This window comes from Ensifer sp. LC11, assembly GCF_001695835.1.
GTDB lineage: Bacteria > Pseudomonadota > Alphaproteobacteria > Rhizobiales > Rhizobiaceae > Ensifer.
In genome coordinates this window covers 134,147-153,264 of the sequence record NZ_MBSO01000045.1, presented here as the reverse complement: position 1 = coordinate 153,264, position 19,118 = coordinate 134,147, and the positions used below count along the sequence as shown (strand labels likewise).

At 60.6% G+C, this 19,118-nt stretch carries 18 protein-coding genes and 6 tRNA genes; 14 read left to right on the top strand and 10 right to left on the bottom strand.

Going from position 1 to position 19,118, the window contains the following annotated elements; genetic code table 11:
* The first annotated feature begins 28 nt into the window (after nucleotides 1–28).
* Nucleotides 29–172 carry a hypothetical protein gene (locus BBX50_RS30620; protein WP_201723519.1) on the top strand — a complete coding sequence of 48 codons (144 nt, stop codon included), beginning with the start codon at nucleotides 29–31 and terminating at the stop codon, nucleotides 170–172.
* Nucleotides 173–290: 118 nt separating this feature from the next.
* Nucleotides 291–545: a hypothetical protein gene (locus BBX50_RS24730; RefSeq protein ID WP_065777940.1), complete on the top strand. Its 255-nt coding sequence runs from the start codon at nucleotides 291–293 to the stop codon at nucleotides 543–545.
* A 155-nt stretch (nucleotides 546–700) separates the two neighbouring features.
* On the opposite strand, the gene BBX50_RS24725 is transcribed toward BBX50_RS24730, so the two are convergent.
* From BBX50_RS24725 to BBX50_RS24715, 3 genes are all read right to left on the bottom strand, one after another.
* A tRNA-Arg gene (locus tag BBX50_RS24725) sits at nucleotides 701–777 on the bottom strand.
* 37 nt (nucleotides 778–814) lie between these two features.
* Nucleotides 815–1,120, bottom strand: coding sequence for an ETC complex I subunit (locus BBX50_RS24720; protein ID WP_034791376.1), 306 nt, complete (start codon nucleotides 1,118–1,120; stop codon nucleotides 815–817).
* Nucleotides 1,121–1,362: 242 nt separating this feature from the next.
* Nucleotides 1,363–1,439 (bottom strand) — tRNA-Pro (locus BBX50_RS24715).
* A 241-nt stretch (nucleotides 1,440–1,680) separates the two neighbouring features.
* Between BBX50_RS24715 and BBX50_RS24710 the strand changes: the two genes are divergently transcribed.
* The gene (locus BBX50_RS24710) at nucleotides 1,681–2,868 is read left to right on the top strand and encodes a GGDEF domain-containing protein (RefSeq protein ID WP_065777939.1); all 1,188 of its coding nucleotides are present in this window, start codon (nucleotides 1,681–1,683) and stop codon (nucleotides 2,866–2,868) included.
* A 521-nt stretch (nucleotides 2,869–3,389) separates the two neighbouring features.
* Entirely contained in the window at nucleotides 3,390–4,031 is a 642-nt protein-coding gene (locus tag BBX50_RS24705) for a DUF1062 domain-containing protein (RefSeq protein ID WP_083213801.1), read from the top strand.
* A 58-nt stretch (nucleotides 4,032–4,089) separates the two neighbouring features.
* Here BBX50_RS24705 and BBX50_RS24700 read toward each other — a convergent pair whose 3' ends face one another.
* The 3 genes from BBX50_RS24700 to BBX50_RS24690 form a co-directional block, all read right to left on the bottom strand.
* Nucleotides 4,090–4,704: an outer membrane protein gene (locus BBX50_RS24700; RefSeq protein WP_065778027.1), complete on the bottom strand. Its 615-nt coding sequence runs from the start codon at nucleotides 4,702–4,704 to the stop codon at nucleotides 4,090–4,092.
* Between the two features lie 192 nt (nucleotides 4,705–4,896).
* A complete protein-coding gene (locus tag BBX50_RS24695; protein ID WP_065777937.1) occupies nucleotides 4,897–5,379 on the bottom strand; it encodes a DUF192 domain-containing protein in 483 nt (160 codons plus the stop codon).
* Nucleotides 5,379–5,957, bottom strand: coding sequence for a cold-shock protein (locus tag BBX50_RS24690; protein WP_065777936.1), 579 nt, complete (start codon nucleotides 5,955–5,957; stop codon nucleotides 5,379–5,381). Before BBX50_RS24690 ends, BBX50_RS24695 begins: the two co-directional genes overlap by 1 nt.
* Before the next feature lie 196 nt (nucleotides 5,958–6,153).
* Here BBX50_RS24690 and BBX50_RS24685 point away from each other — a divergent pair, with 196 nt between their 5' ends.
* From BBX50_RS24685 to BBX50_RS24660, 6 genes are all read left to right on the top strand, one after another.
* Nucleotides 6,154–6,594 carry a VOC family protein gene (locus BBX50_RS24685; RefSeq protein ID WP_065777935.1) on the top strand — a complete coding sequence of 147 codons (441 nt, stop codon included), beginning with the start codon at nucleotides 6,154–6,156 and terminating at the stop codon, nucleotides 6,592–6,594.
* 396 nt (nucleotides 6,595–6,990) lie between these two features.
* Nucleotides 6,991–8,340 carry a YcbK family protein gene (locus BBX50_RS24680; protein ID WP_065777934.1) on the top strand — a complete coding sequence of 450 codons (1,350 nt, stop codon included), beginning with the start codon at nucleotides 6,991–6,993 and terminating at the stop codon, nucleotides 8,338–8,340.
* Between the two features lie 136 nt (nucleotides 8,341–8,476).
* Nucleotides 8,477–8,551, top strand: a tRNA-Glu gene (locus BBX50_RS24675).
* A 198-nt stretch (nucleotides 8,552–8,749) separates the two neighbouring features.
* Nucleotides 8,750–8,824, top strand: a tRNA-Glu gene (locus BBX50_RS24670).
* A gap of 199 nt (nucleotides 8,825–9,023) precedes the next feature.
* A tRNA-Glu gene (locus BBX50_RS24665) sits at nucleotides 9,024–9,098 on the top strand.
* Nucleotides 9,099–9,268: 170 nt separating this feature from the next.
* Nucleotides 9,269–9,343 (top strand) — tRNA-Glu (locus BBX50_RS24660).
* Between the two features lie 291 nt (nucleotides 9,344–9,634).
* On the opposite strand, the gene recJ is transcribed toward BBX50_RS24660, so the two are convergent.
* From recJ to BBX50_RS24640, 4 genes are all read right to left on the bottom strand, one after another.
* The gene (gene recJ / locus BBX50_RS24655; protein ID WP_065777933.1) at nucleotides 9,635–11,437 is read right to left on the bottom strand and encodes a single-stranded-DNA-specific exonuclease RecJ; all 1,803 of its coding nucleotides are present in this window, start codon (nucleotides 11,435–11,437) and stop codon (nucleotides 9,635–9,637) included.
* Between the two features lie 244 nt (nucleotides 11,438–11,681).
* The gene (locus tag BBX50_RS24650; RefSeq protein WP_065777932.1) at nucleotides 11,682–13,004 is read right to left on the bottom strand and encodes a homoserine dehydrogenase; all 1,323 of its coding nucleotides are present in this window, start codon (nucleotides 13,002–13,004) and stop codon (nucleotides 11,682–11,684) included.
* A gap of 88 nt (nucleotides 13,005–13,092) precedes the next feature.
* Nucleotides 13,093–14,310: an LL-diaminopimelate aminotransferase gene (locus BBX50_RS24645; protein WP_065777931.1), complete on the bottom strand. Its 1,218-nt coding sequence runs from the start codon at nucleotides 14,308–14,310 to the stop codon at nucleotides 13,093–13,095.
* 126 nt (nucleotides 14,311–14,436) lie between these two features.
* Nucleotides 14,437–14,745: a hypothetical protein gene (locus BBX50_RS24640; protein WP_065777930.1), complete on the bottom strand. Its 309-nt coding sequence runs from the start codon at nucleotides 14,743–14,745 to the stop codon at nucleotides 14,437–14,439.
* Nucleotides 14,746–14,854: 109 nt separating this feature from the next.
* Here BBX50_RS24640 and phaC point away from each other — a divergent pair, with 109 nt between their 5' ends.
* The 4 genes from phaC to radC are packed head-to-tail and all read left to right on the top strand — an operon-like array spanning nucleotide 14,855 to nucleotide 19,091.
* On the top strand, nucleotides 14,855–16,696 hold the full coding sequence (gene phaC, locus BBX50_RS24635; protein WP_065777929.1) for a poly(3-hydroxyalkanoate) polymerase subunit PhaC: 1,842 nt from the start codon (nucleotides 14,855–14,857) through the stop codon (nucleotides 16,694–16,696).
* Nucleotides 16,697–16,715: 19 nt separating this feature from the next.
* Nucleotides 16,716–17,435: a DNA/RNA nuclease SfsA gene (gene sfsA, locus BBX50_RS24630; RefSeq protein WP_065777928.1), complete on the top strand. Its 720-nt coding sequence runs from the start codon at nucleotides 16,716–16,718 to the stop codon at nucleotides 17,433–17,435.
* 31 nt (nucleotides 17,436–17,466) lie between these two features.
* Complete coding sequence (gene map / locus BBX50_RS24625) at nucleotides 17,467–18,306, top strand: type I methionyl aminopeptidase (protein WP_065777927.1); 840 nt, start codon at nucleotides 17,467–17,469, stop codon at nucleotides 18,304–18,306.
* Complete coding sequence (gene radC, locus BBX50_RS24620; protein ID WP_065777926.1) at nucleotides 18,303–19,091, top strand: DNA repair protein RadC; 789 nt, start codon at nucleotides 18,303–18,305, stop codon at nucleotides 19,089–19,091. Before map ends, radC begins: the two co-directional genes overlap by 4 nt.
* Nucleotides 19,092–19,118: the final 27 nt, after the last annotated feature.

Genomic DNA, 19,118 nt, shown 5'->3' with positions numbered 1-19,118 from the left:
AGGTGAAAAACGCAAAGGAACACTCTGCATGAGCCGACCCGGTCTCTACCTGATAATCGCCCTCCTCGCCGTGATCGCCACCGGACTTGGCGTCTATGTTTATCGTGAGGAGACGAAGCCAGGTGTCGAGATCAAGATCGGCCAGGACGGTGTTTCCGTTCAGGAAAACTGAGCTCGCCATAAACCGCGGTCCCTAGACCCAACGAGAACGACAAAAAGGGTCGCGCGAAAATTAGCGAAAGCTTGGGGATAGTTTAGCGCGCTTTACTCTCGGCAGCGGGAGGTCGTTGATGACGAAGAATCCGAGATTCCTGTCACCAAAGCGCGTGGGCTCTTACCCGGAAAGAGAGCTCGACTGCCAGTTGGCGATTGAGGATGTGTTTCGAACCGTGGCCGAGTACGCCGAAGCGGCCGGCTGGGATGAACGTGAAGTAGCCCGCGCGCTGATCGAACTGGCGCATAATCACTGGTCCGCTCTGGACGCGAAGGAACGGATGCTAGAGGAGGCAGCCGGTGCATTCGTCCGCAGACCGAAGGTTCACTAGTCCGTTGGTTGATGCCGCGGAATTCGACAAGCACCACTGAGCAGCAGACCAGCACCGTGACAGATCTACGCAAACGGGACGTAACAAACAACTGTGGGAGAGCTGTAAATGGGGGCCATGTGACGCCCAACACCCACCTAAGCGCTTGAAATCATTGGCGACCCCTGCAGGATTCGAACCTGCGACAACCTGCTTAGAAGGCAGGTGCTCTATCCAACTGAGCTAAGGGGCCGTCTCGGGCTGTGCCCGTCGAATGCCATCGAAGGACCCTAGTGGGTCCAGGGCTGCATCCGGTTGAAACGGAAATTGTCCGGGTAGGACACGCTTTTGCGTGTCGCTTCCTTCGGCGCGATCACGCGGTACTCGATGCCGTTGCGTTCAGCATAGGCGATAGCCTGCTCGGCGTTCTCGAAGGTCAACCGCAGCTGCTGCTTCATGTCACCCGAGCTGGTGTAACCCATGATCGGATCGATGGTGCGCGGCTTTTCCTGATCGAACTCCAGCACCCACAGATTCGTCTTGGCCTTGCCAGACTGCATGGCGGTCTTTGCTGGACGATAGATCTTTGCGGACATGGTTTCGAACGGCTCCATACTTTCGCTGGCCACATTCACGGGCACCAGCATGCCGTCATTCCCATAACGCAGAATGATTTAAAACGAAATGACTTTCGGCCGGATAAATTTGGCTTTTCCGCGGGAGATCAGGCGCGACGAAGCTTCCGCAGTGATCAGGCGGGCTCGAAGCAAGCGAAACATCATCTGAAAGTTGGAAAAGCCAGGTAAGGAAGGCCAAGAATGCCACCCGGCGCTTTGAATGGTCGGAGTGGAGAGATTCGAACTCCCGACCCTCTGGTCCCAAACCAGATGCGCTACCAGACTGCGCTACACTCCGTACCAACGGCGCCGGAGATACACGCTTCGCCCGGGGGCCGCAAGATGAAATTTCCTTGACCACAGCCAAAGATGCCATCTCATTGCGAAACGCCCGGGGCGCCAAGGGCAAAAAATGTCCCATATCGGGACAAATCGCCGCTTTGTCATTCGAATTTAGGAATCACTAAATCCATTGCGGTTAGAGCGGAGCGGCGCGCAACCGCGACGTGTCAGCCTCCCAAGCCTGCCCGAGCAATCAGATGACTGCCCAACTCGACCTTGCCACTGTACTCTTGCTTCACAAGTCGTCGTTCCTCATCGGCGCGTTCTGCTTCCTTTATGCGCGCTGGCAATCGCCGCGGGACGAGGGTCTCGGGATTTTGGCGAGCGGCTTTCTGTTTCTGGCTCTGGCATCGACGCTTGCCGGCTACGGCGAGCAGAAGTTGCTACCGGCCCATCTGTGGACGCTCTCCAGCTTCACGCTCGGGATCGGCGGATATGCATTGTTCTGGATCGGCGTGCGGCGCTTGAGCGCCGGTCGGCGCCGCAGCGCCGATTGGCTGGCGCTTTGCGTACCCGTCACCGGTGCGCTGATCGGCCTTGCCACGCATTTTCATGTGGTCAATACCGTTCGCGCCAGCGTCTTTAACGCCACCGCCTTTCTTTTCCTCGCCGCTTCGGCCTTTGCCATCATCTCCGATCGCTCAAGGGAGCCGCTGCCCGCCCGCGCCATGCTCGCAGCCGCCATGACTGTCGGCGCCAACCTTTGCCTCGCTGTCGTGATTGGCCTCGTGAAACCCGGCATCATCCCGGTCACCACCACGTACGCCTTCTTTCTTTCGATCATCTGCCATTTCGCGATCGCACTCTTCGCCCTCGTGCTTGTGAAGGAGCGGGCAGAGGCGGAACTGCGGCGCTCAGCCGACACTGACGCGCTGACCGGCGCCGGCAATCGCCGCTGGTTTCTTGCGCAATTGCCCAAATCGAACTGGCATGGCGACTGCCTCATCGTCATGGACCTCGATTTCTTCAAGCGCATCAACGACCGCTACGGTCACCACACCGGCGATCAGGTTCTGATGGCTTTTGCCGAGCTCGCCAGGAAGAACCTTCGCAAGGGAGATTGTTTTGCACGTTTGGGCGGCGAGGAATTCGGGCTTTACCTTCCTCTGACCAGCGAAGAACGGGCGCAAGCGATCGCCGAGCGGCTACGTCGTGCCGTGGAAGAACTGCGGATCATCAGCCGCGGCGAACAGGTGGCGCTGACCGTCAGCATGGGACTGGCGGTTGCCAATGGCCAAGAACGCTCGTGGGAGGAATTGTTCAACAGCGCGGATGCAGCGCTCTACGAAGCCAAACGCCACGGCCGTAACCGCATCACTTTATCCACCTCGTCAACCGTGACCATTTCAAAGCCGATCGCGCCGCCGCTTAGCCGCGCCGGCTAAACCGACGGATTGCCCGATGCGCGATGTGGAGACGACGCCATCTCGCGAAAAGAAAAGCCGCCTCTGCTCAAGCATTTCGAAGCCGCTTCAGATTGGAGGTGTGTTGGGCGATTCTACCTCAACGGCGAAAATTCGCTTGTGGCCAAATTTCACCTATTCCTCGAGAAATTCCACTCTGGCGCGTGCACAAGATGTCATTGCACTTTGTGCCCGCAGGCAATTCCTATAGGACGGTCGAGCAGCCACCATCGCGCTGTTTCTCGCGGAGTTTCGCTTTGCCTTTGTAAAATCCGGTCTCGCTAGTTTCACCCCGTACGCCCGGTAGCACGAGCTGCTATCGGATTGATTTTTGTTGCGTTCGTTGAGGTGACGGTTCGAGACCGGAATGGCATTGCCGATCTCATGCCTGGCACGGATTCGCCAGGCGGAACCATCACCAAAAAACGTTGCCAGACCGCGTCCCCGGAACGGGTGCTCAAACCGTCGTCTCGATGGACTTCCAATCGGAAGAACCAGACGACATGTCTTACACGTTAACGGTCCATTGGACCATCGAACCACAAACCGCACCACGCCCGTGGCGTGCCTGCAGCCGCTGCCGTGGCCAACGTCCATTCGTCTGCAGCGGCAAGACGCGGCTGAACGCCAATGGGCGACGGCTGGATGCCTGGCTGATCTACCGCTGCGCCGATTGCGCGGACACCTGGAACCGCCCGATTTTCGAGCGAAAGAACGTTCGGGAAGTCGATCCCGATACGCTCCACGCGCTTCAAAACAACGACCTTGCCTGGATCCGCCGCACGGCCTTCGACGTCGAAGACCTTCGCCGGAGCACCGACCGCATAGAGGAGTTTCCCGAATGCCGCGTGCGCCGTCGTGTGCGTGCGAGACCGTTCGAAGGCTGCAACCGCCTCGAGATCGTCCTTGCCGTGGCGATGGCTACGAGCATGCGGGCCGACCGCCTGCTGGCAGCCGAACTCGGCGTTTCGCGCTCGAGGCTTGCCCGGCTCGCCGCGATGGATCGATTGATCCTGCAACCGGAGACGCGAAAGAACCTGCAACGATCGATCAGGGACGGCACGCGCATCATGCTTGATCTTTCGGCAGAAGCGGATCGGGCCGAAATTATCGAGCGTGCGCAAGAAGGGGCGCCGTCGGGATAAGCCTATCGAGAGCGCGCCGGCATCGCGCCGGCGCGCTCTCCTTGACGTTTCCCTGCGATCAGAACTTCACGCCGACACCAACTGTGAACTGGTGCTGGTCGATATCGACGTTGACGCCGCCGAAGTCCTTGTCGCCGTAATCGTTGTAGCGGTACTCGGCGCGTCCAAAGACGCTGTCGGTGAAGGAGTAATCGACGCCGGCGCCGACCGTCCAGCCGTTGAAGGTTTCCTTCTCCTTCGACGCGCCGGGCACGTCGACGAAGCCTCGGGTCACCGCCCAGCCGCCTGTCCCGTAAAGCAGCGCCTTGTCGTTCAGCACGTAGCCGACACGCCCACGGATCGAGCCGGAGACGTCGGTTCCGACCTCCGTCGAGGTTCCGAAGATATCGAACGTCTTGTCATTCCAATTGTAGCTGACGTCGCCTTCTATGCCGTAGACCCAATCGCCCTGCTGATAGTTGAAGCCTGCGAAGGCGCCGAGCAAGCCGCCGCTAAAATCTTGCGAGGCGCTGCCGCCGGGTGCACTCAGATCGCCATTGAGCCAGCCACCCCCACCCTGGAGCCCGACATAGCCACCGGTCCAGACAAACACCGGTGGCGCCTCTACGACAGGGGCTGGCGCCTCCGTCAGATCTGCCGCCATCGCCGCCTGCGCAAACACAGACGTCGCCATGGCCGCCAACAGCACATTCCGGATAACCACAGATGCCTCCTGTTTCGCCCAGAAGAACATTAGCAATCTGTCATAATCAAGCCTGCTCTTAAGGCTTTGCGGCCCTTACCGGCAGAACCAGATTACCATCATCAGATGATTTAGGGGGTGATTCCGGGAGAACAAGGCGTGTTCTCGCGCCGCCCGCAAGAATTACGGCCGCTGGAGCGGGATCCGGGCGCCCTCCAGCCGATCGCCGGGACGGATGTGAAGTCGCCGGACAGTGCCGGCATTGAGCTCGAGCACAAAGGCAACCGGTTCGCCGGAATCAATGATCGCCTCCGAATGGGGCACAGCATCTTCACGGATCGTGCGTACGACGCCGTTGTCGTCGATGAAGAGCATATCGAGCGGCAGATAGGTGTTTTTCATCCACATCATCACCCGACGGGTCTGTCCGAAATCGAACAGCATGCCCTGGTCCGGCGCCATGGATTTGCGAAACATCAGCCCCTGCTCGCGCTGGTCCGGATCGACGGCCAGTTCGACCGTGAGTTCGTGGACCGTCTTGTCGGCTGTCACCAGACGCATCTTGTCCCTGGCAAACTCGACCTCTGCCGAACTCGCTGCGATGAGGGCGAAGAAAAAAAGCGCCAACAGGGCGCTTTCTTTAAAAAGATGACGTGCGACGATCATCAATGCGACCGCGTGGTTGGCGAGGGGCCGTCCGGATGGATTTCAGCCGCCATCAGGCCTTTTTCGCCATCGCCGAAGCGTACGAGGACGACCTGGCCGGGCCGAAGTTCGGTGAGGCCGAAGCGCCGCAGCGTTTCCATGTGAACGAAGATGTCTTCGGTCCCCTCGCCCCGGGTCAGGAAGCCAAAGCCCTTGGTGCGGTTGAACCACTTGACCAGAACCCGCTCGAGGCCGCTTGTCGGCGTCACCTGGACATGGGTGCGCACAGGGGGAAGCTGCGACGGGTGAACGGCCGTCGACTGGTCCATGGAGAGGATACGGAATGCCTGGTAGCCGCGATCCCGCTTCTGGATGAGGGCGACGACGCGGGCGCCTTCAAGCACTGTCTGATAGCCGTCACGCCGCAGGCATGTCACATGGACCAGCACATCCTGCATGCCGTTGTCGGGCACGATGAAGCCGAAGCCCTTGGCGACGTCGAACCATTTGATCACGCCGGTGATTTCGATGAGGTCGAGAGCGTCGCTGCCAAAGTCGTCACCATGCATGACGTCTTTTGAAGATGTCCTATCCGCCATTCTCTCCCAGCCCCTCGTTTACGCGCGACTACCGATACGGTTAACTGATTCTTATTGACCAGAATAACATCGTCCCGCCGCGGATACGCAAGACCCTCGGCATATTTTGGCCGAGAACTAATATGGGGACGCAGCCTTGCCTCTGGCTTGCTGGCGGCCCAGTATACGCCATCTTCTGCAAAACAGGGACATTGCAATGCGCTATCTGCACACGATGGTTCGCGTCAAGAATCTGGACGAGGCCTTGAAGTTCTACTGCACGCTGTTCGGGCTGACGGAGATCCGTCGCTACGACAATGAAAAGGGCCGATTCACGCTGGTTTTCCTTGCTGCTCCCGGCGACATCGAGCGCGCACGCGGCGAACTCTCGCCCTGCCTGGAACTCACCTACAATTGGGATACGGAAGACTACACGGGCGGGCGCAACTTCGGCCACCTCGCCTACGAGGTCGATGACATCTACGGCTTCTGCCAGCATCTGATGGACAATGGCGTGACCATCAACCGGCCGCCACGCGATGGCCATATGGCCTTTGTCCGCTCGCCCGACGGCATCTCGATCGAAATTCTGCAAAAAGGCGAAAACCGCCCGCCGCAGGAGCCCTGGGCTTCGATGGGCAATACGGGCGCGTGGTAAGCTCCGCGCAATTCTGACTGACGAAGATGGTTGCATACAGCCGGTGATCCCGGCTGGCATGGCCGGACCGTCGATCAGCAACAGCTACAAATGATCAAGGCCCGGCTGGTCCGGGCCTTCGCATGTCGGAAACATGCAAGCCCAAGGTTAGCGCCGGTTTACAAATCGCGTATCGTTGAGTATTTTTTCGCGCGAAACGTTGATGCCGGGTCCTATCCGCGATGTCTCGTGGCGGCGACCCCCTTTTGTACTTGGCCTGACCTTTTCCGTGGCGATCCTTCTGATCACCGCGCGAAGTGTGCGTTTGTTTGTTCTGGGCGATGTTTCGGAACTGAAACTTAATGCATGACAAGGCGAAGACTTCGCCCGTCATGCACGGAGAGCGGGGATAGGACGTTGCAACATCTGGACAAGAAGGGGGCCGTGCTCGCTGCCGTTGCGCGCGCGGCCGCCCTATCCGTTTCACTGCTGGCGCTCAGCAGCTGCATGTCGGCGGTTGCAGAAAACGATGCGGCCACTGCGCTGAAGGTCGAGGGGCAGACCGCCTCCCAGCAAACCGCCGAATCGGCTGGGCAGGGCACCGTCCAGGATGCACAGGTGGTTGCGCTTGGCAGCAATCCGCAAGCGCAGCTGGGTGCCGGCAACCCTGCCGCCACGCAAGATGCAGGACAGGCGCAATCCCTGACAATGCAGAGCACCGGTCTCAGGGCTGCATCATCGAGCATCTACGGCCAGGCGCCCGCGGCACAGGCGGCGACAACCGCCCAGCCGCAGACGACGGGCACAGTTCCGCTCCCGGCCGGCCAACCGGCGATGAATGCGACGACCAACAGCCTCTTCAGCGGTACACAGCAGCAGCCGCTGCCGCTCGCAAGCCCCCAGCAAGGCGCGGCGAACACAGTGACCGGCGGCGTCACACCGGACACGGCGGTCGCCGCCTACGCCGCCTCACCCGCCCAAGACAGCGCCCTTCCCGCTGCTGTGCCGGTGCCATTGAGCGCCGCGGCTGCCGTCAGCGGCCAGGCATCGTCGGCGCCACAGGCCGTGGCCAACGCCGAAGTCGCACCTCCCGCGAACCAGGTGGCGGCAGCCCAACAAGCGTCCCCGGAGGTCAAGGAAGGCAACAGCGAGAAAGACGCGCCGAAAACCTGGTCGTTGGCGGCATTGTTTGCCGGAAAGCGCAAGGAGAAGCCGCAGCAGGAAGCAGTTCGGGCAGTGCAACCGGCGGAGAAGAAGACGATAACCACCAGCAATGCCAGCCAGCCACAGACGGCGTCACTCGCCTACACGCTTCCAGGCGTCAAGCTGAATTCGCTCTACAATTTCGAGCACGAAGAGCATATCGGCGACGATGATGGCGCCCCCGTACAGGTAGCCTCTCTTTCAGGTCTGGCGCGTCTGGCACCGAGCGGATTGATCCTCCAAACGAAAAAGGTCGAAGCCGGCTGCTTCAAGCCTGAACTCATGCAAATGCTGAAGAATGTGGAAACGCACTACGGCAAGCAGGTCATGGTGACCTCGGGCCTGCGGCCGATCAAGGTCAATCGCGCGAAGCAGTCGTTGCATACGCGTTGCGAAGCAGCAGATATCCAGGTTGAGGGCGTCAGCAAGTGGGATCTTGCCGAATTCCTGCGCAGCATTCCCGGCCGCGGCGGTGTCGGCACCTATTGCCATACGGAATCGGTGCATATCGATATTGGCACCCAGCGCGACTGGAACTGGCGATGCCGACGCGGCAAGGGCTGAACCCAACCCTTTGTTTCCACGGATGATTCCGGAGGTCTCCCTGCCCGGCTCCTGCCTGTGGATTTTTTACAGAAATATGAAGATTGCCGCTTGCGGTTCTCAAATCCTCTGGCTATAAGGCGCCCACACAGCGAGTGCGCCCTTCGTCTATCGGTTAGGACACCAGATTTTCATTCTGGGAAGAGGGGTTCGACTCCCCTAGGGCGTGCCACTGTGTTGACCTCCTCTCCCCCTCTAGATCATATTTTTCCGTCCGAAGCAGTGCTCTTCTGTTTCCAAGACATTTCCCATTCCGACCTATCGGGCCGCGAGCTTTTGGCGTTGTTTTTAACAGGAAAAACACAAAATTCCTGAGATTGGCGCTTGCGGTATCAAAACCCGCTGGCTATAAGGCGCCCACACAGCAAGTGCGCCCTTCGTCTATCGGTTAGGACACCAGATTTTCATTCTGGGAAGAGGGGTTCGACTCCCCTAGGGCGTGCCACTGTGTTGATCTTCTTCCCCTGAATATCGACATTTTACTCATCTGAAACAGCGATTTGCTGTCTCGGACAGAGCCTCCGATTCCGGCCCTTAATGCGCCGAATATTTCCCGTCGATTTTAACGGGAAAAGCACAAAAATCCTGAGATTGGCGCTTGCGGTATCAAAACTCGCTGGCTATAAGGCGCCCACACAGCAAGTGCGCCCTTCGTCTATCGGTTAGGACACCAGATTTTCATTCTGGGAAGAGGGGTTCGACTCCCCTAGGGCGTGCCACTGTGTTGATCTCCCCGACATTGTAAACCGCTCGCCGGCGCTCGCATGGAAACGAACGATTGCGTTGCCAGCGCATCGACTTGCGTCCGAGGATTTCTCTCGTCGTTTTCGCTTAACAGGCATAGGATGCGGAAATGCGCAGCAATCGCCGGCGCACAACAAGCCCAGAGGCGCCCATCGTCTAGCGGTCAGGACGCCGCCCTCTCACGGCGGCAACACGGGTTCGAGTCCCGTTGGGCGTGCCATTCCCTCCTCGTCGCAGATCGCCGGGCGAATTTGGATCACCTTCTGTCAAAAAGGGTTTCCTTGGCTTTCTCCTGGTTCGATAGGAGAGCAACGAGACTGATTGCCGGATAAATGCTGAGGTCTTCGCTCTCGCTCGCGAGGCACGCCGAAAGTGTCGAGGGATGTCGGCGCGAAGGTGACTGTGGAGCCCGTAGCAAGCTGCCCATATCTTCGGACCGAAGCAGGGCCAACATCATTTGGCAACGGTGGCCTGCCCTTGGGGCTTGCGGGCGCTCACCGCTCGCCAACGATCAAATGGCCTTCGCCGCATCCGTGACGCGCAGCTGCACGCGCCGCTGCCCCTGCCAGAGGTCCGCTGATACCGAGCCTGCGACATGAATGGACGTCCCGCGGCTCGAAAGAAGAAAATCGCCGAGCGGCGTCTCGGTGGCGCGGAACGCGATGCCGTCGAGCCGGCTGCCGTCCTGGCCCTCCAGCGTCACCTTGACGTGGTTTGCGCCCACCTGCCGGCTGTCGCGCAGCCGGTGCTGCGGGAAGGCGAAGACGGGCTGCGGATGCGCCGAGCCGTAGGGGCCGGCCTGCTCCAAGAGATCGATCAGTTCGAGCGTTGCGCCGGATGCGGCGAGCGCGCCATCGACCTTGAGCGTCTGGATGGCGACGAGCTCGCGCACGGCAGCTTCCGCCCGCTCCTCGAAGAACTGCCGGAGTTTGCCGAGATTCGTGCGTTCGACCGTCAGGCCCGCCGCCATGGCATGGCCACCACCCTTGACCAGCAGGCCTTTATCAACCGCGGCGCGGACCATCTTGCCCATGTCGAAACCGTTGATCGAGCGCCCCGAACCCGTGCCCCTGCCGTTCGGATCAAAAGCAATCGCAAAGGTCGGGCGACGGAACTTCTCCTTGATGCGCGCGGCCAGCAGCCCGACGATGCCAGGGTGCCAGTTTTCGCGCGCGGTGACGATGACCGAGGCGCCCTCGCCCGTGCCGTATTCCGCGAGCACCTCGGCCTCGGCTTCGGCCAGCATAGCCGCCTCCATGGCCTGCCGTTCACGGTTAAGCTCATCAAGTTGTGCTGCGATCTTTTCCGCCGCTCCGGAATCATCCATGACCAGGAGGCGGCTGCCGAGCGCCGCGTCGCCAATACGGCCCCCGGCATTGATCCGCGGGCCGACCAGAAAGCCGAGGTGATAGGGCGTGACCGGGCCGCCGATCGCCGCCTTCCTCAGTAACGCCGAGAGCCCGACATTGCCCATATGCCGCGCCGCGATCAGTCCCTTGACGACGTAGGCTCGATTGAGCCCTTTCAGTGGTACGACATCGCAGACGGTTGCCAGCGCCACCAGATCGAGCTGTGCCAGAAGGTCGAAGGACGACGTGCGCGTGTCGCCGGCGCTGCGCAAAACGCGCAGTGTATTGACGAGAACCAGATAGACGACGCCGGCTGCACAGAGGTGGCCCTGGCCGGAAAGATCATCCTCCCGGTTGGGATTGACCAGCGCATGGCAAGCCGGCAGCGTTGCGCCCACCTGATGGTGGTCGATGACCACGACATCAACGCCGCGTTGCGCCGCGACCGCGAGCGCCTCATGGCTCGTCGAGCCGCAGTCGACCGTGACGATGAGATCGGCACCCTTGTCGATCAATTGCTCGATCGCCGTCGGATTCGGTCCGTAGCCCTCGAAGATCCGATCCGGAATGTAAATCTCGGCCTCGATGCCGAAATGGCGAAGGAAGCGGGCCATCAGCGCCGAGGATGCGGCGCCATCGACGTCGTAGTCGCCGAAGACGACAACCCTTTCACGCCGCTTGATTGCCGCCGACAGGCGGTCTGCGGCCTTGCGGCAATCCGTGAGCTTGTCCGGGTCCGGCATGAGCGAGCGAAGCGTCGGATCAAGAAAGCTTGCGGCATCGTCGAGCACGACACCGCGGCCGGCAAGCACCCGACCGAGAAGATCGGAATAGCCGTGAACCTGGCTGATGGCGAGCGCCCGGTTCTGGCCCGCCTGATCAAGCCGCGAAACCCAGCGCTGGCCGCTGATCGATTGCTCGACGCCAAGAAAGGCCCGCTGTACCGGATCCACCAATTCTTCCATGCTCGCCCATCCGCCTGCATCCAACCGTTCTTAGCGCATAACCTCGAAAATCGTGACCGTTTTTGGAACGGCATGCACAGAGATCCGCGTCGCCTCGGGGTTTTCGCGGCCCATTACCCGTTGAGCCGCCCCAAAAAGCGAGAGACCCTGCCGGCGCGGGCGCGCAGCAGGGCCTCAAATGGATCGATGGTGATCTGCGTCGAACGCCGCGCCTTATCCAAGCCAACGCCGTTCGAAGCCGTCCTCAGCTTGCCTTAGGGCGCTCGATGCGGATGACCTGCGGCTCGCCGACGAGATAGCCCTCGCTCTTGATCGCCTTGATGGCATCGCGAACGGAGTGTTCCGAGGTCGCGTGCGTCACCAGGATGATCGTCTGCGGCTCGCCGCTCTCCATCAGGTGTTTGGAATGCTGCATGATCGATTCGAGCGAGATGCCGTTGTCGGCCATGCGGGTCGCAATGCTCGCGAACACGCCCGTGCGGTCGACCACCTTCAGGCGAATGAAATAGCCGCCTTCGTGGCTCTGGATCTGGGCACGCTTGTAGGGCAGCAGCGCGTTGGTCGGGCGTCCGAAGGCCGGGACATGCTGAGCACCGGGGCGGCTCTTCGCGATATCGGCGATATCGCCCAGAACAGCCGATGCCGTTGCATTGCCGCCGGCACCGGGGCCGACCATCAGAAGCTCGCCGAGAATATCGGATTCGATCGCAACGGCATTGGTCACCCCATCGACCTGCGCAATGACGGAATCATAAGGCACCATCGTCGGGTGAACGCGCTGTTCGATGCCGCTTTCGGTGCGCTGGGCGACGCCCAGGAGCTTGATCCGGTAGCCGAGATCAGCAGCCGCATGGATGTCGTCGATCGAGATATTGGTGATGCCTTCAAGATAGATGTCGTCGGCAGCGATCGCTGTTCCGAACGCAAGGCTCGTCAGGATCGACAGCTTGTGCGCCGTGTCGTTGCCTTCGATGTCGAAGGCGGGATCCGCTTCGGCATAGCCAAGGCGCTGAGCTTCCTTCAGGCAGGCTTCGAAGGAAAGCTCTTCCTTCTCCATCTTCGTCAGGATGTAGTTGCAGGTGCCGTTCATGATCCCGTAGACGCGCGAGATCGTGTTGCCGGTCATGGATTCACGTAGCGCCTTGATCACCGGGATGCCGCCGGCGACCGCCGCTTCGTAGTTCAGAAGCGCGCCCTTCTCCTCGGCGATCTTGGCGAGCTCGATGCCATGGGCAGCCAGCAGCGCCTTGTTGGCCGTTACCACATGGACACCACGCTGCAGCGCCGCCTTGACGGCCGAATAAGCCGGATCGCCGGCACCGCCCATCAGTTCGACGAACACGTCGATATCCGCATCACGCGCGAGCGAAATGGCATCGTCGAACCAAGCGATATCAGAAAGATCGACACCGCGATCCCTGTTGCGGTCGCGCGCCGCTACGGCCGTGGTCTCGATTGCCCGTCCGCACGTTGTCGCAAGCATCTCGTGACGATCCTGGAGGATTCGCACGAGCGAGGCACCGACGGTACCCAAGCCCGCAATGCCGATTTTGAGGGCATCTGCCATAGCCATTTCCTAACATGTAGAGGGCGAACCGCGAGAACCGCGGGGCCGTTGTGGAAGGAGGCGCACCAAAAGCGCGCCTCCCGTCTTGTTACCTGTGCGCGTTGAGCGAGATGACGTTGTGCATCGTCTCGTCGGCGGTCGACAGGAATTTCTTGATGTTGCGCGCCGCCTGGCGGATGCGGTGTTCGTTCTCAACCAGCGCAAGGCGGACATAGTCGTCGCCCTGCTCACCGAAGCCGATGCCGGGCGCAACCGCGACATCCGCTTTCTCGACCAGCAGCTTCGAGAACTCGAGCGAGCCCAGATGACGGAACTTCTCGGGGATTTTCGCCCAGGCGAACATCGTCGCTGCCGGCGGCGGCACTTCGAAGCCGGCCTTGCCGAAGCTCTCGACCATCACGTCGCGGCGGCGCTTATAGACGCTGCGAACCTCTGCAATGTCGCTGCCGTCACCGTTCAGCGCCTGGGTCGCCGCCACCTGGATCGGCGTGAAGGCACCGTAGTCAAGGTAGGACTTCACGCGGGTCAGCGCCGCAATCAGCCGCTCGTTGCCAACGGCAAAGCCCATGCGCCAGCCGGGCATCGAGAAGGTCTTCGACATCGAGGTAAATTCGACCGTGCAGTCGATCGCACCCGGAACTTCCAGCACCGACGGCGGCGGAGCGTCGTTGAAGTAGATTTCCGAATAGGCAAGATCCGAAAGCACGATGATGTCGTGCTTCTTCGCAAAGGCGATGACGTCCTTGTAGAAGTCGAGCGTCGCGACCTGGGCCGTCGGGTTCGACGGATAATTGAGGATCAGCGCCAAAGGCTTCGGGATCGAGTGGCGCACGGCGCGCTCGAGCGGCGGAAAGAAGGTTTCATCGGGCTCGACCGAGATCGAGCGGATGACGCCGCCTGCCATCAGGAAGCCGAACGCGTGGATCGGATACGTGGGATTCGGGCACAGGATGACATCGCCAGGTGCTGTGATCGCCTGGGCCATGTTGGCGAAGCCTTCCTTGGAGCCAAGGGTAGCGACGACCTGCGTTTCCGGATTGAGCTTGACGCCGAAGCGGCGGGCGTAATAGGCGGCCTGGGCACGACGCAGCCCGGGAATGCCCTTCGACGACGAATAACGATGCGTGCGCGGGTCCTGAACGACCTCGCAGAGCTTGTCGACAATCGACTGTGGAGTGGGAAGATCCGGATTGCCCATGCCGAGGTCGATGATGTCAGCACCGGCCGCTCGCGCGCTTGCTTTCAAACGGTTGACCTGTTCGAAAACATAGGGCGGCAAACGCCGGACTTTGTGAAACTCTTCCATCTCCAAACCTCGTTTGGCGCACGCTCCCGCCAGCGGCTCAAGCCTTCGCGAAACCGTGCGCTGTGGTGAACGGCCGTCCATGCGGCCATTGAACGCTTTGCGTCCAAATCACCGGAAAGGCAAGCGCTAATTCTGTATCTCTTTCAGCGTGTCAGTGCCGTGCTGCTCGGCCAGTGCACGCATCTCCTTCAGTCGACGCTGATATTCAGCTTCAGAGATCGCTCCGGACTTGCGCGCAGCCCCCAATGACGACAGACGTGCCTGCATGTTTGCGGCCTCATCATTGGTCATCTGCGCCGTCGCGGCCGGCTTTTGACCATAGACCGAAGGGTAGTTTTCAAAATTGGTTGTCTGGCTGTTGCAGCCTGCAAGCGTGCCGATGAGGACGATCCCTGCAACCCAGGTGATGGAGCGCTGTTTTCCGACGGCAAGCATGCTGAAGACGACCTCTGATTTGACGGCGCGACGATGCGCTAGCCCTTGTAATCATTTTCGGGCAGAATGTAAAAATACAAAACAAACAAGATGCTGTGGAGGACGCCGGGTGACAGCAGAGAGGAATGCGGAAGGCAAGGACGGCTTCGCAGGCTTCGACCCCAGATCCGTCGAGCCTTACATCGTCAAGGACCCGGAAGGCCTCGCCGTCAACCTAGCCCGCGCCATGGAGCAGCTTGGCAAGGCAGCCTCCGCCTGGCTGGCACCGCGAGAATCGGGACAAAAATCCGATGTCTTCTCAGAGCCTGTCACCGATATGGTAAAGACGCTCTCCAAGGTCTCGGAATACTGGCTCTCCGACCCCCGCCGCACGCTGGAAGCGCAAACGCACCTGATGGGCAGCTTCTTTGAGATCTGGTCGCGCACGCTCCAGCGCATGTCCGGCGAAGAGACGACGGCAGGGCCTGCCGCCCTCCAGCGCAACGACAAGAGATTTACCGACGAGGATTGGGTGAAGAACCCGTTCTTCGACTTTATCCGCCAGGCCTATCTCGTGACATCCGATTGGGCCGAGCGCATGGTCGAGGACGCGGAGGGCTTGGACGATCACACCAAGCACAAGGCGGCTTTCTACGTCAGGCAGGTTTCGAGCGCTCTCTCGCCCACGAATTTCGTGACCACCAATCCACAGCTCTACCGGGAGACCGTCGCGTCCAGCGGCGCCAATCTGGTCAAGGGCATGCAGATGTTTGCCGAGGACATCACCGCCGGCCGCGGCGATCTCAAGCTACGGCAGACCGATACCAGCAAATTCGCGATCGGCGAAAATATTGCGATGACGCCCGGCAAGGTGATCGCTCAGAGCGACGTTTGCCAGGTGCTGCAGTATGAAGCTACGACCGAGACGGTGCTGAAACGGCCGCTGCTGATCTGCCCGCCGTGGATCAACAAATTCTACGTTCTGGATCTCAACCCACAGAAATCCTTCATCAAATGGGCTGTCGATCAGGGGCATACCGTGTTCGTCATCTCCTGGGTGAACCCGGATGAACGCCATGCGACGAAGGACTGGGAATCCTATGCCCGCGAAGGCATCGGTTTTGCCCTCGACATTGTCGAACAGGCGACGGGCGAGCGCGAGGTCGACGCCATCGGCTATTGCGTCGGCGGCACATTGCTTGCGGCGACCCTTGCGCTGCACGCCGCCGAAGGCGACGATCGCATCCGCTCCGCGACCCTCTTCACGACACAGGTCGATTTCACCCTTGCAGGTGACCTCAAGGTCTTCGTCGACGAGGAGCAGATTCGCCAGATCGAACAGAACATGAGCGTGACCGGCTATCTCGACGGCTCGAAGATGGCGACCGCCTTCAACATGCTCAGGGCCTCGGAGCTTATCTGGCCCTACTTCGTCAACAACTACCTCAAGGGCCAGGAGCCCCTGCCGTTCGACCTGCTCTACTGGAACTCCGATTCAACGCGGATGCCCGCCGCGAACCATTCCTTCTACCTGCGCAACTGCTACCTCGATAACAAGCTTTCAAAGGGCGAAATGGTACTTGCGGGCAAGAAGGTGTCGCTCGGCGACGTCAAGATCCCGATCTACAATCTCGCCACCAAGGAAGACCACATCGCTCCGCCGCGTTCCGTCTTCCTCGGCAGCGCCTCTTTTGGCGGCAAGGTCACCTATGTGCTGTCCGGCTCCGGCCACATTGCCGGCGTCGTCAACCCGCCGGACAAGGGCAAGTACCAGTTCTGGACCGGCGGCGCGCCCAAGGGCGAGTTCGACGACTGGTTCAAGGCCGCCAAAGAAACACCGGGATCCTGGTGGCCGCATTGGCACCAGTGGATCGAGAAGCTCGACAAGAGGCGCGTTCCTGCCCGCAAGCCCGGCGGTCCGTTGAATTCGCTCGAGGAAGCGCCGGGATCCTACGTGCGCGCCCGGGCCTGATACCGTTGCAGGACATATCTTGATCTTCGATCCCCCGCTCGCGACCGCGACTCTCGTCCAGCGCTACAAGCGCTTTCTGTTCGACGCCGTGCTGCCCGATGGCACTGACATGACCGGCTCCTGCCCCAACACCGGCTCGATGCGCGGTCTGACGACGCCCGGCTCGCGCATCTGGATGTCGGAGCACAACAGTCCGACGCGCAAGTACCGCCACATGCTCGAAATCGTCGAAGCCGATGGCACGCTCGTTGGAATCAACACAGGCCTGCCAAACCGGCTTGCGGAAGAGGCAATCCGGCTGGGCCTGGTCGCAGATCTTCACACGTACCAGCAGTTTGCGCGCGAGCAGCGCTATGGCCGCAATTCGCGGATCGACATTCTGCTCAGCGACCCCGACCGCGGTCTTGCCTATGTCGAGGTCAAGAACGTGCATTTCAGCCGAACGCCCGGCCTTGCCGAGTTTCCGGATAGCCCGACAGCGCGCGGCGCAAAACATCTCGAAGAACTCGGCGACATGGTCGAGGCAGGCCACCGCGCCGTCATGATCTATCTCGTGCAGCGCGGTGATTGCGACAGTTTGAGGATCTGTTGCGATTTCGACCCCGCGTATGCGCAAGCCTTTGACCGCGCGATGGCGCGCGGGGTCGAGGCCTATGCCGTGAAATGTCAGGTTTCGCCAACGCAAATCCGTCCGACCGGATTGATGAGAGTGGACGAAGTAGCCCTGGCTGCTCTATGAAATCCGACTTGGAACAAATGAAAGTTTTGGAATGGTGACTTACATCGAGGCGGGGTCTGCGCCCTACAAGAACACCGGCGTTATCCGGCTCTATGGGCCGGAAGGGTTTGAGGGCATGCGTAGGGCCTGTCAGGTGACGGCGCGCTGCCTCGACGAACTCGTCTCTCGCGTGCAGCCCGGTGTCACCACCGACGAGATCGACCGCTTCGTCTTCGAGTTCGGCATGGACAATGGCGCCCTGCCCGCGACACTCAACTATCGCGGCTATACGAAGTCGTCCTGTACGTCGATCAATCACGTCGTCTGCCATGGCATTCCGAACGACAAACCGCTGCGCGAAGGCGATATCGTCAATATCGATGTCACCTATGTCGTCGATGGCTGGCACGGCGATTCGAGCCGCATGTATCCGGTCGGCGAAATCAAGCGCGCAGCCGAGCGGCTGCTCGATGTCACCCATGAGAGCCTGATGCGCGGCATCGCCGCCGTGCGCCCCGGCGCCCGCACCGGCGCGATCGGCGAAGCGATCCAGACCTATGCCGAGGCCGAACGCTGCTCTGTCGTGCGTGATTTTTGCGGCCACGGCGTCGGCAAGCTCTTCCATGACGCGCCCAACATCCTGCACTACGGACGCGCCAACGAAGGCCCCGAGCTGCGCGAAGGCATGATCTTCACCATCGAGCCGATGATCAATCTCGGCCGTCCGCACGTGAAGGTGCTTTCGGATGGCTGGACGGCTGTTACCCGTGACCGGTCGCTTTCCGCACAATACGAGCACACGATCGGCGTCACCGCCGATGGCTGCGAGATCTTCACGCTTTCGCCTGCCGGCCTGTTCAAGCCCGGCGTCAATACGCTCGGCGCAGCATGACGAAGCGTCTGATCTCCTCTGACGGCGACATGGCGCCATCGGCGGACGAAAGGACGTTCTTTCCGCAATTGCAGCTGGATCATGCGCCGGTGGCCAAGAAGCCTCCGGCGCCCGAAGTGCACTATCACGGTCATCGCGACCGGCTGCGGGCACGCTACCGCGAACAGGGTGACATGGCGCTCGCCGACTACGAAATCCTGGAAATGCTGTTGTTTCGGCTGATCCCGCGCAAGGATACCAAGCCGATCGCGAAAGCCTTGCTCACACGTTTCGGAACACTTGCCGGCGTCTTCGGCGCGCCGATCGCACTGCTGCAAGAGGTGAGCGGTATCGGCGAGACCGTGGCTCTCGACCTCAAGCTCATCTCCACGATCGGCCACCGCACGCTGAAAAGCGAGCTTCGCCAGAAGCAGCTTCTCTCGTCCTGGAGTGCGGTCATCGACTACTGCCATGCGGCGATGGCCTACGAGACGAAGGAACAATTCCGCATCCTGTTCCTCGATAAGCGCAACACGCTGATCGCCGACGAAGTGCAGCAGACAGGCACGATCGACCATACGCCGGTCTATCCGCGCGAGGTCGTCAAGCGCGCATTGGACCTCTCGGCCACGGCGATCATTCTGGTGCACAACCATCCATCCGGTGATCCGACGCCGTCACGCGCGGATATAGACATGACCAAGCTGATCGCCGAGACCGCCAAACCGCTCGGTATCACCGTGCACGACCACATCATCATCGGCAAGGATGGCCATGTCAGCCTGAAGGGGCTACGGCTGTTCTGAGAGCGGATTGCGGGCGGAACCGTCCGC

What these genes read in the sequence shown, in the direction of transcription:
- BBX50_RS30620 (WP_201723519.1), top strand. Translation starts at nt 29, where the DNA reads ATGAGCCGACCCGGTCTCTACCTGATAATCGCCCTCCTCGCCGTGATC.
- BBX50_RS24730 (WP_065777940.1), top strand. Translation starts at nt 291, where the DNA reads ATGACGAAGAATCCGAGATTCCTGTCACCAAAGCGCGTGGGCTCTTAC.
- BBX50_RS24720 (WP_034791376.1), bottom strand. Translation starts at nt 1,120, where the DNA reads ATGTCCGCAAAGATCTATCGTCCAGCAAAGACCGCCATGCAGTCTGGC.
- BBX50_RS24710 (WP_065777939.1), top strand. Translation starts at nt 1,681, where the DNA reads ATGACTGCCCAACTCGACCTTGCCACTGTACTCTTGCTTCACAAGTCG.
- BBX50_RS24705 (WP_083213801.1), top strand. Translation starts at nt 3,390, where the DNA reads ATGTCTTACACGTTAACGGTCCATTGGACCATCGAACCACAAACCGCA.
- BBX50_RS24700 (WP_065778027.1), bottom strand. Translation starts at nt 4,704, where the DNA reads ATGGCGACGTCTGTGTTTGCGCAGGCGGCGATGGCGGCAGATCTGACG.
- BBX50_RS24695 (WP_065777937.1), bottom strand. Translation starts at nt 5,379, where the DNA reads ATGATCGTCGCACGTCATCTTTTTAAAGAAAGCGCCCTGTTGGCGCTT.
- BBX50_RS24690 (WP_065777936.1), bottom strand. Translation starts at nt 5,957, where the DNA reads ATGGCGGATAGGACATCTTCAAAAGACGTCATGCATGGTGACGACTTT.
- BBX50_RS24685 (WP_065777935.1), top strand. Translation starts at nt 6,154, where the DNA reads ATGCGCTATCTGCACACGATGGTTCGCGTCAAGAATCTGGACGAGGCC.
- recJ (WP_065777933.1), bottom strand. Translation starts at nt 11,437, where the DNA reads ATGGAAGAATTGGTGGATCCGGTACAGCGGGCCTTTCTTGGCGTCGAG.
- BBX50_RS24650 (WP_065777932.1), bottom strand. Translation starts at nt 13,004, where the DNA reads ATGGCAGATGCCCTCAAAATCGGCATTGCGGGCTTGGGTACCGTCGGT.
- BBX50_RS24645 (WP_065777931.1), bottom strand. Translation starts at nt 14,310, where the DNA reads ATGGAAGAGTTTCACAAAGTCCGGCGTTTGCCGCCCTATGTTTTCGAA.
- BBX50_RS24640 (WP_065777930.1), bottom strand. Translation starts at nt 14,745, where the DNA reads ATGCTTGCCGTCGGAAAACAGCGCTCCATCACCTGGGTTGCAGGGATC.
- map (WP_065777927.1), top strand. Translation starts at nt 17,467, where the DNA reads ATGGTGACTTACATCGAGGCGGGGTCTGCGCCCTACAAGAACACCGGC.
- radC (WP_065777926.1), top strand. Translation starts at nt 18,303, where the DNA reads ATGACGAAGCGTCTGATCTCCTCTGACGGCGACATGGCGCCATCGGCG.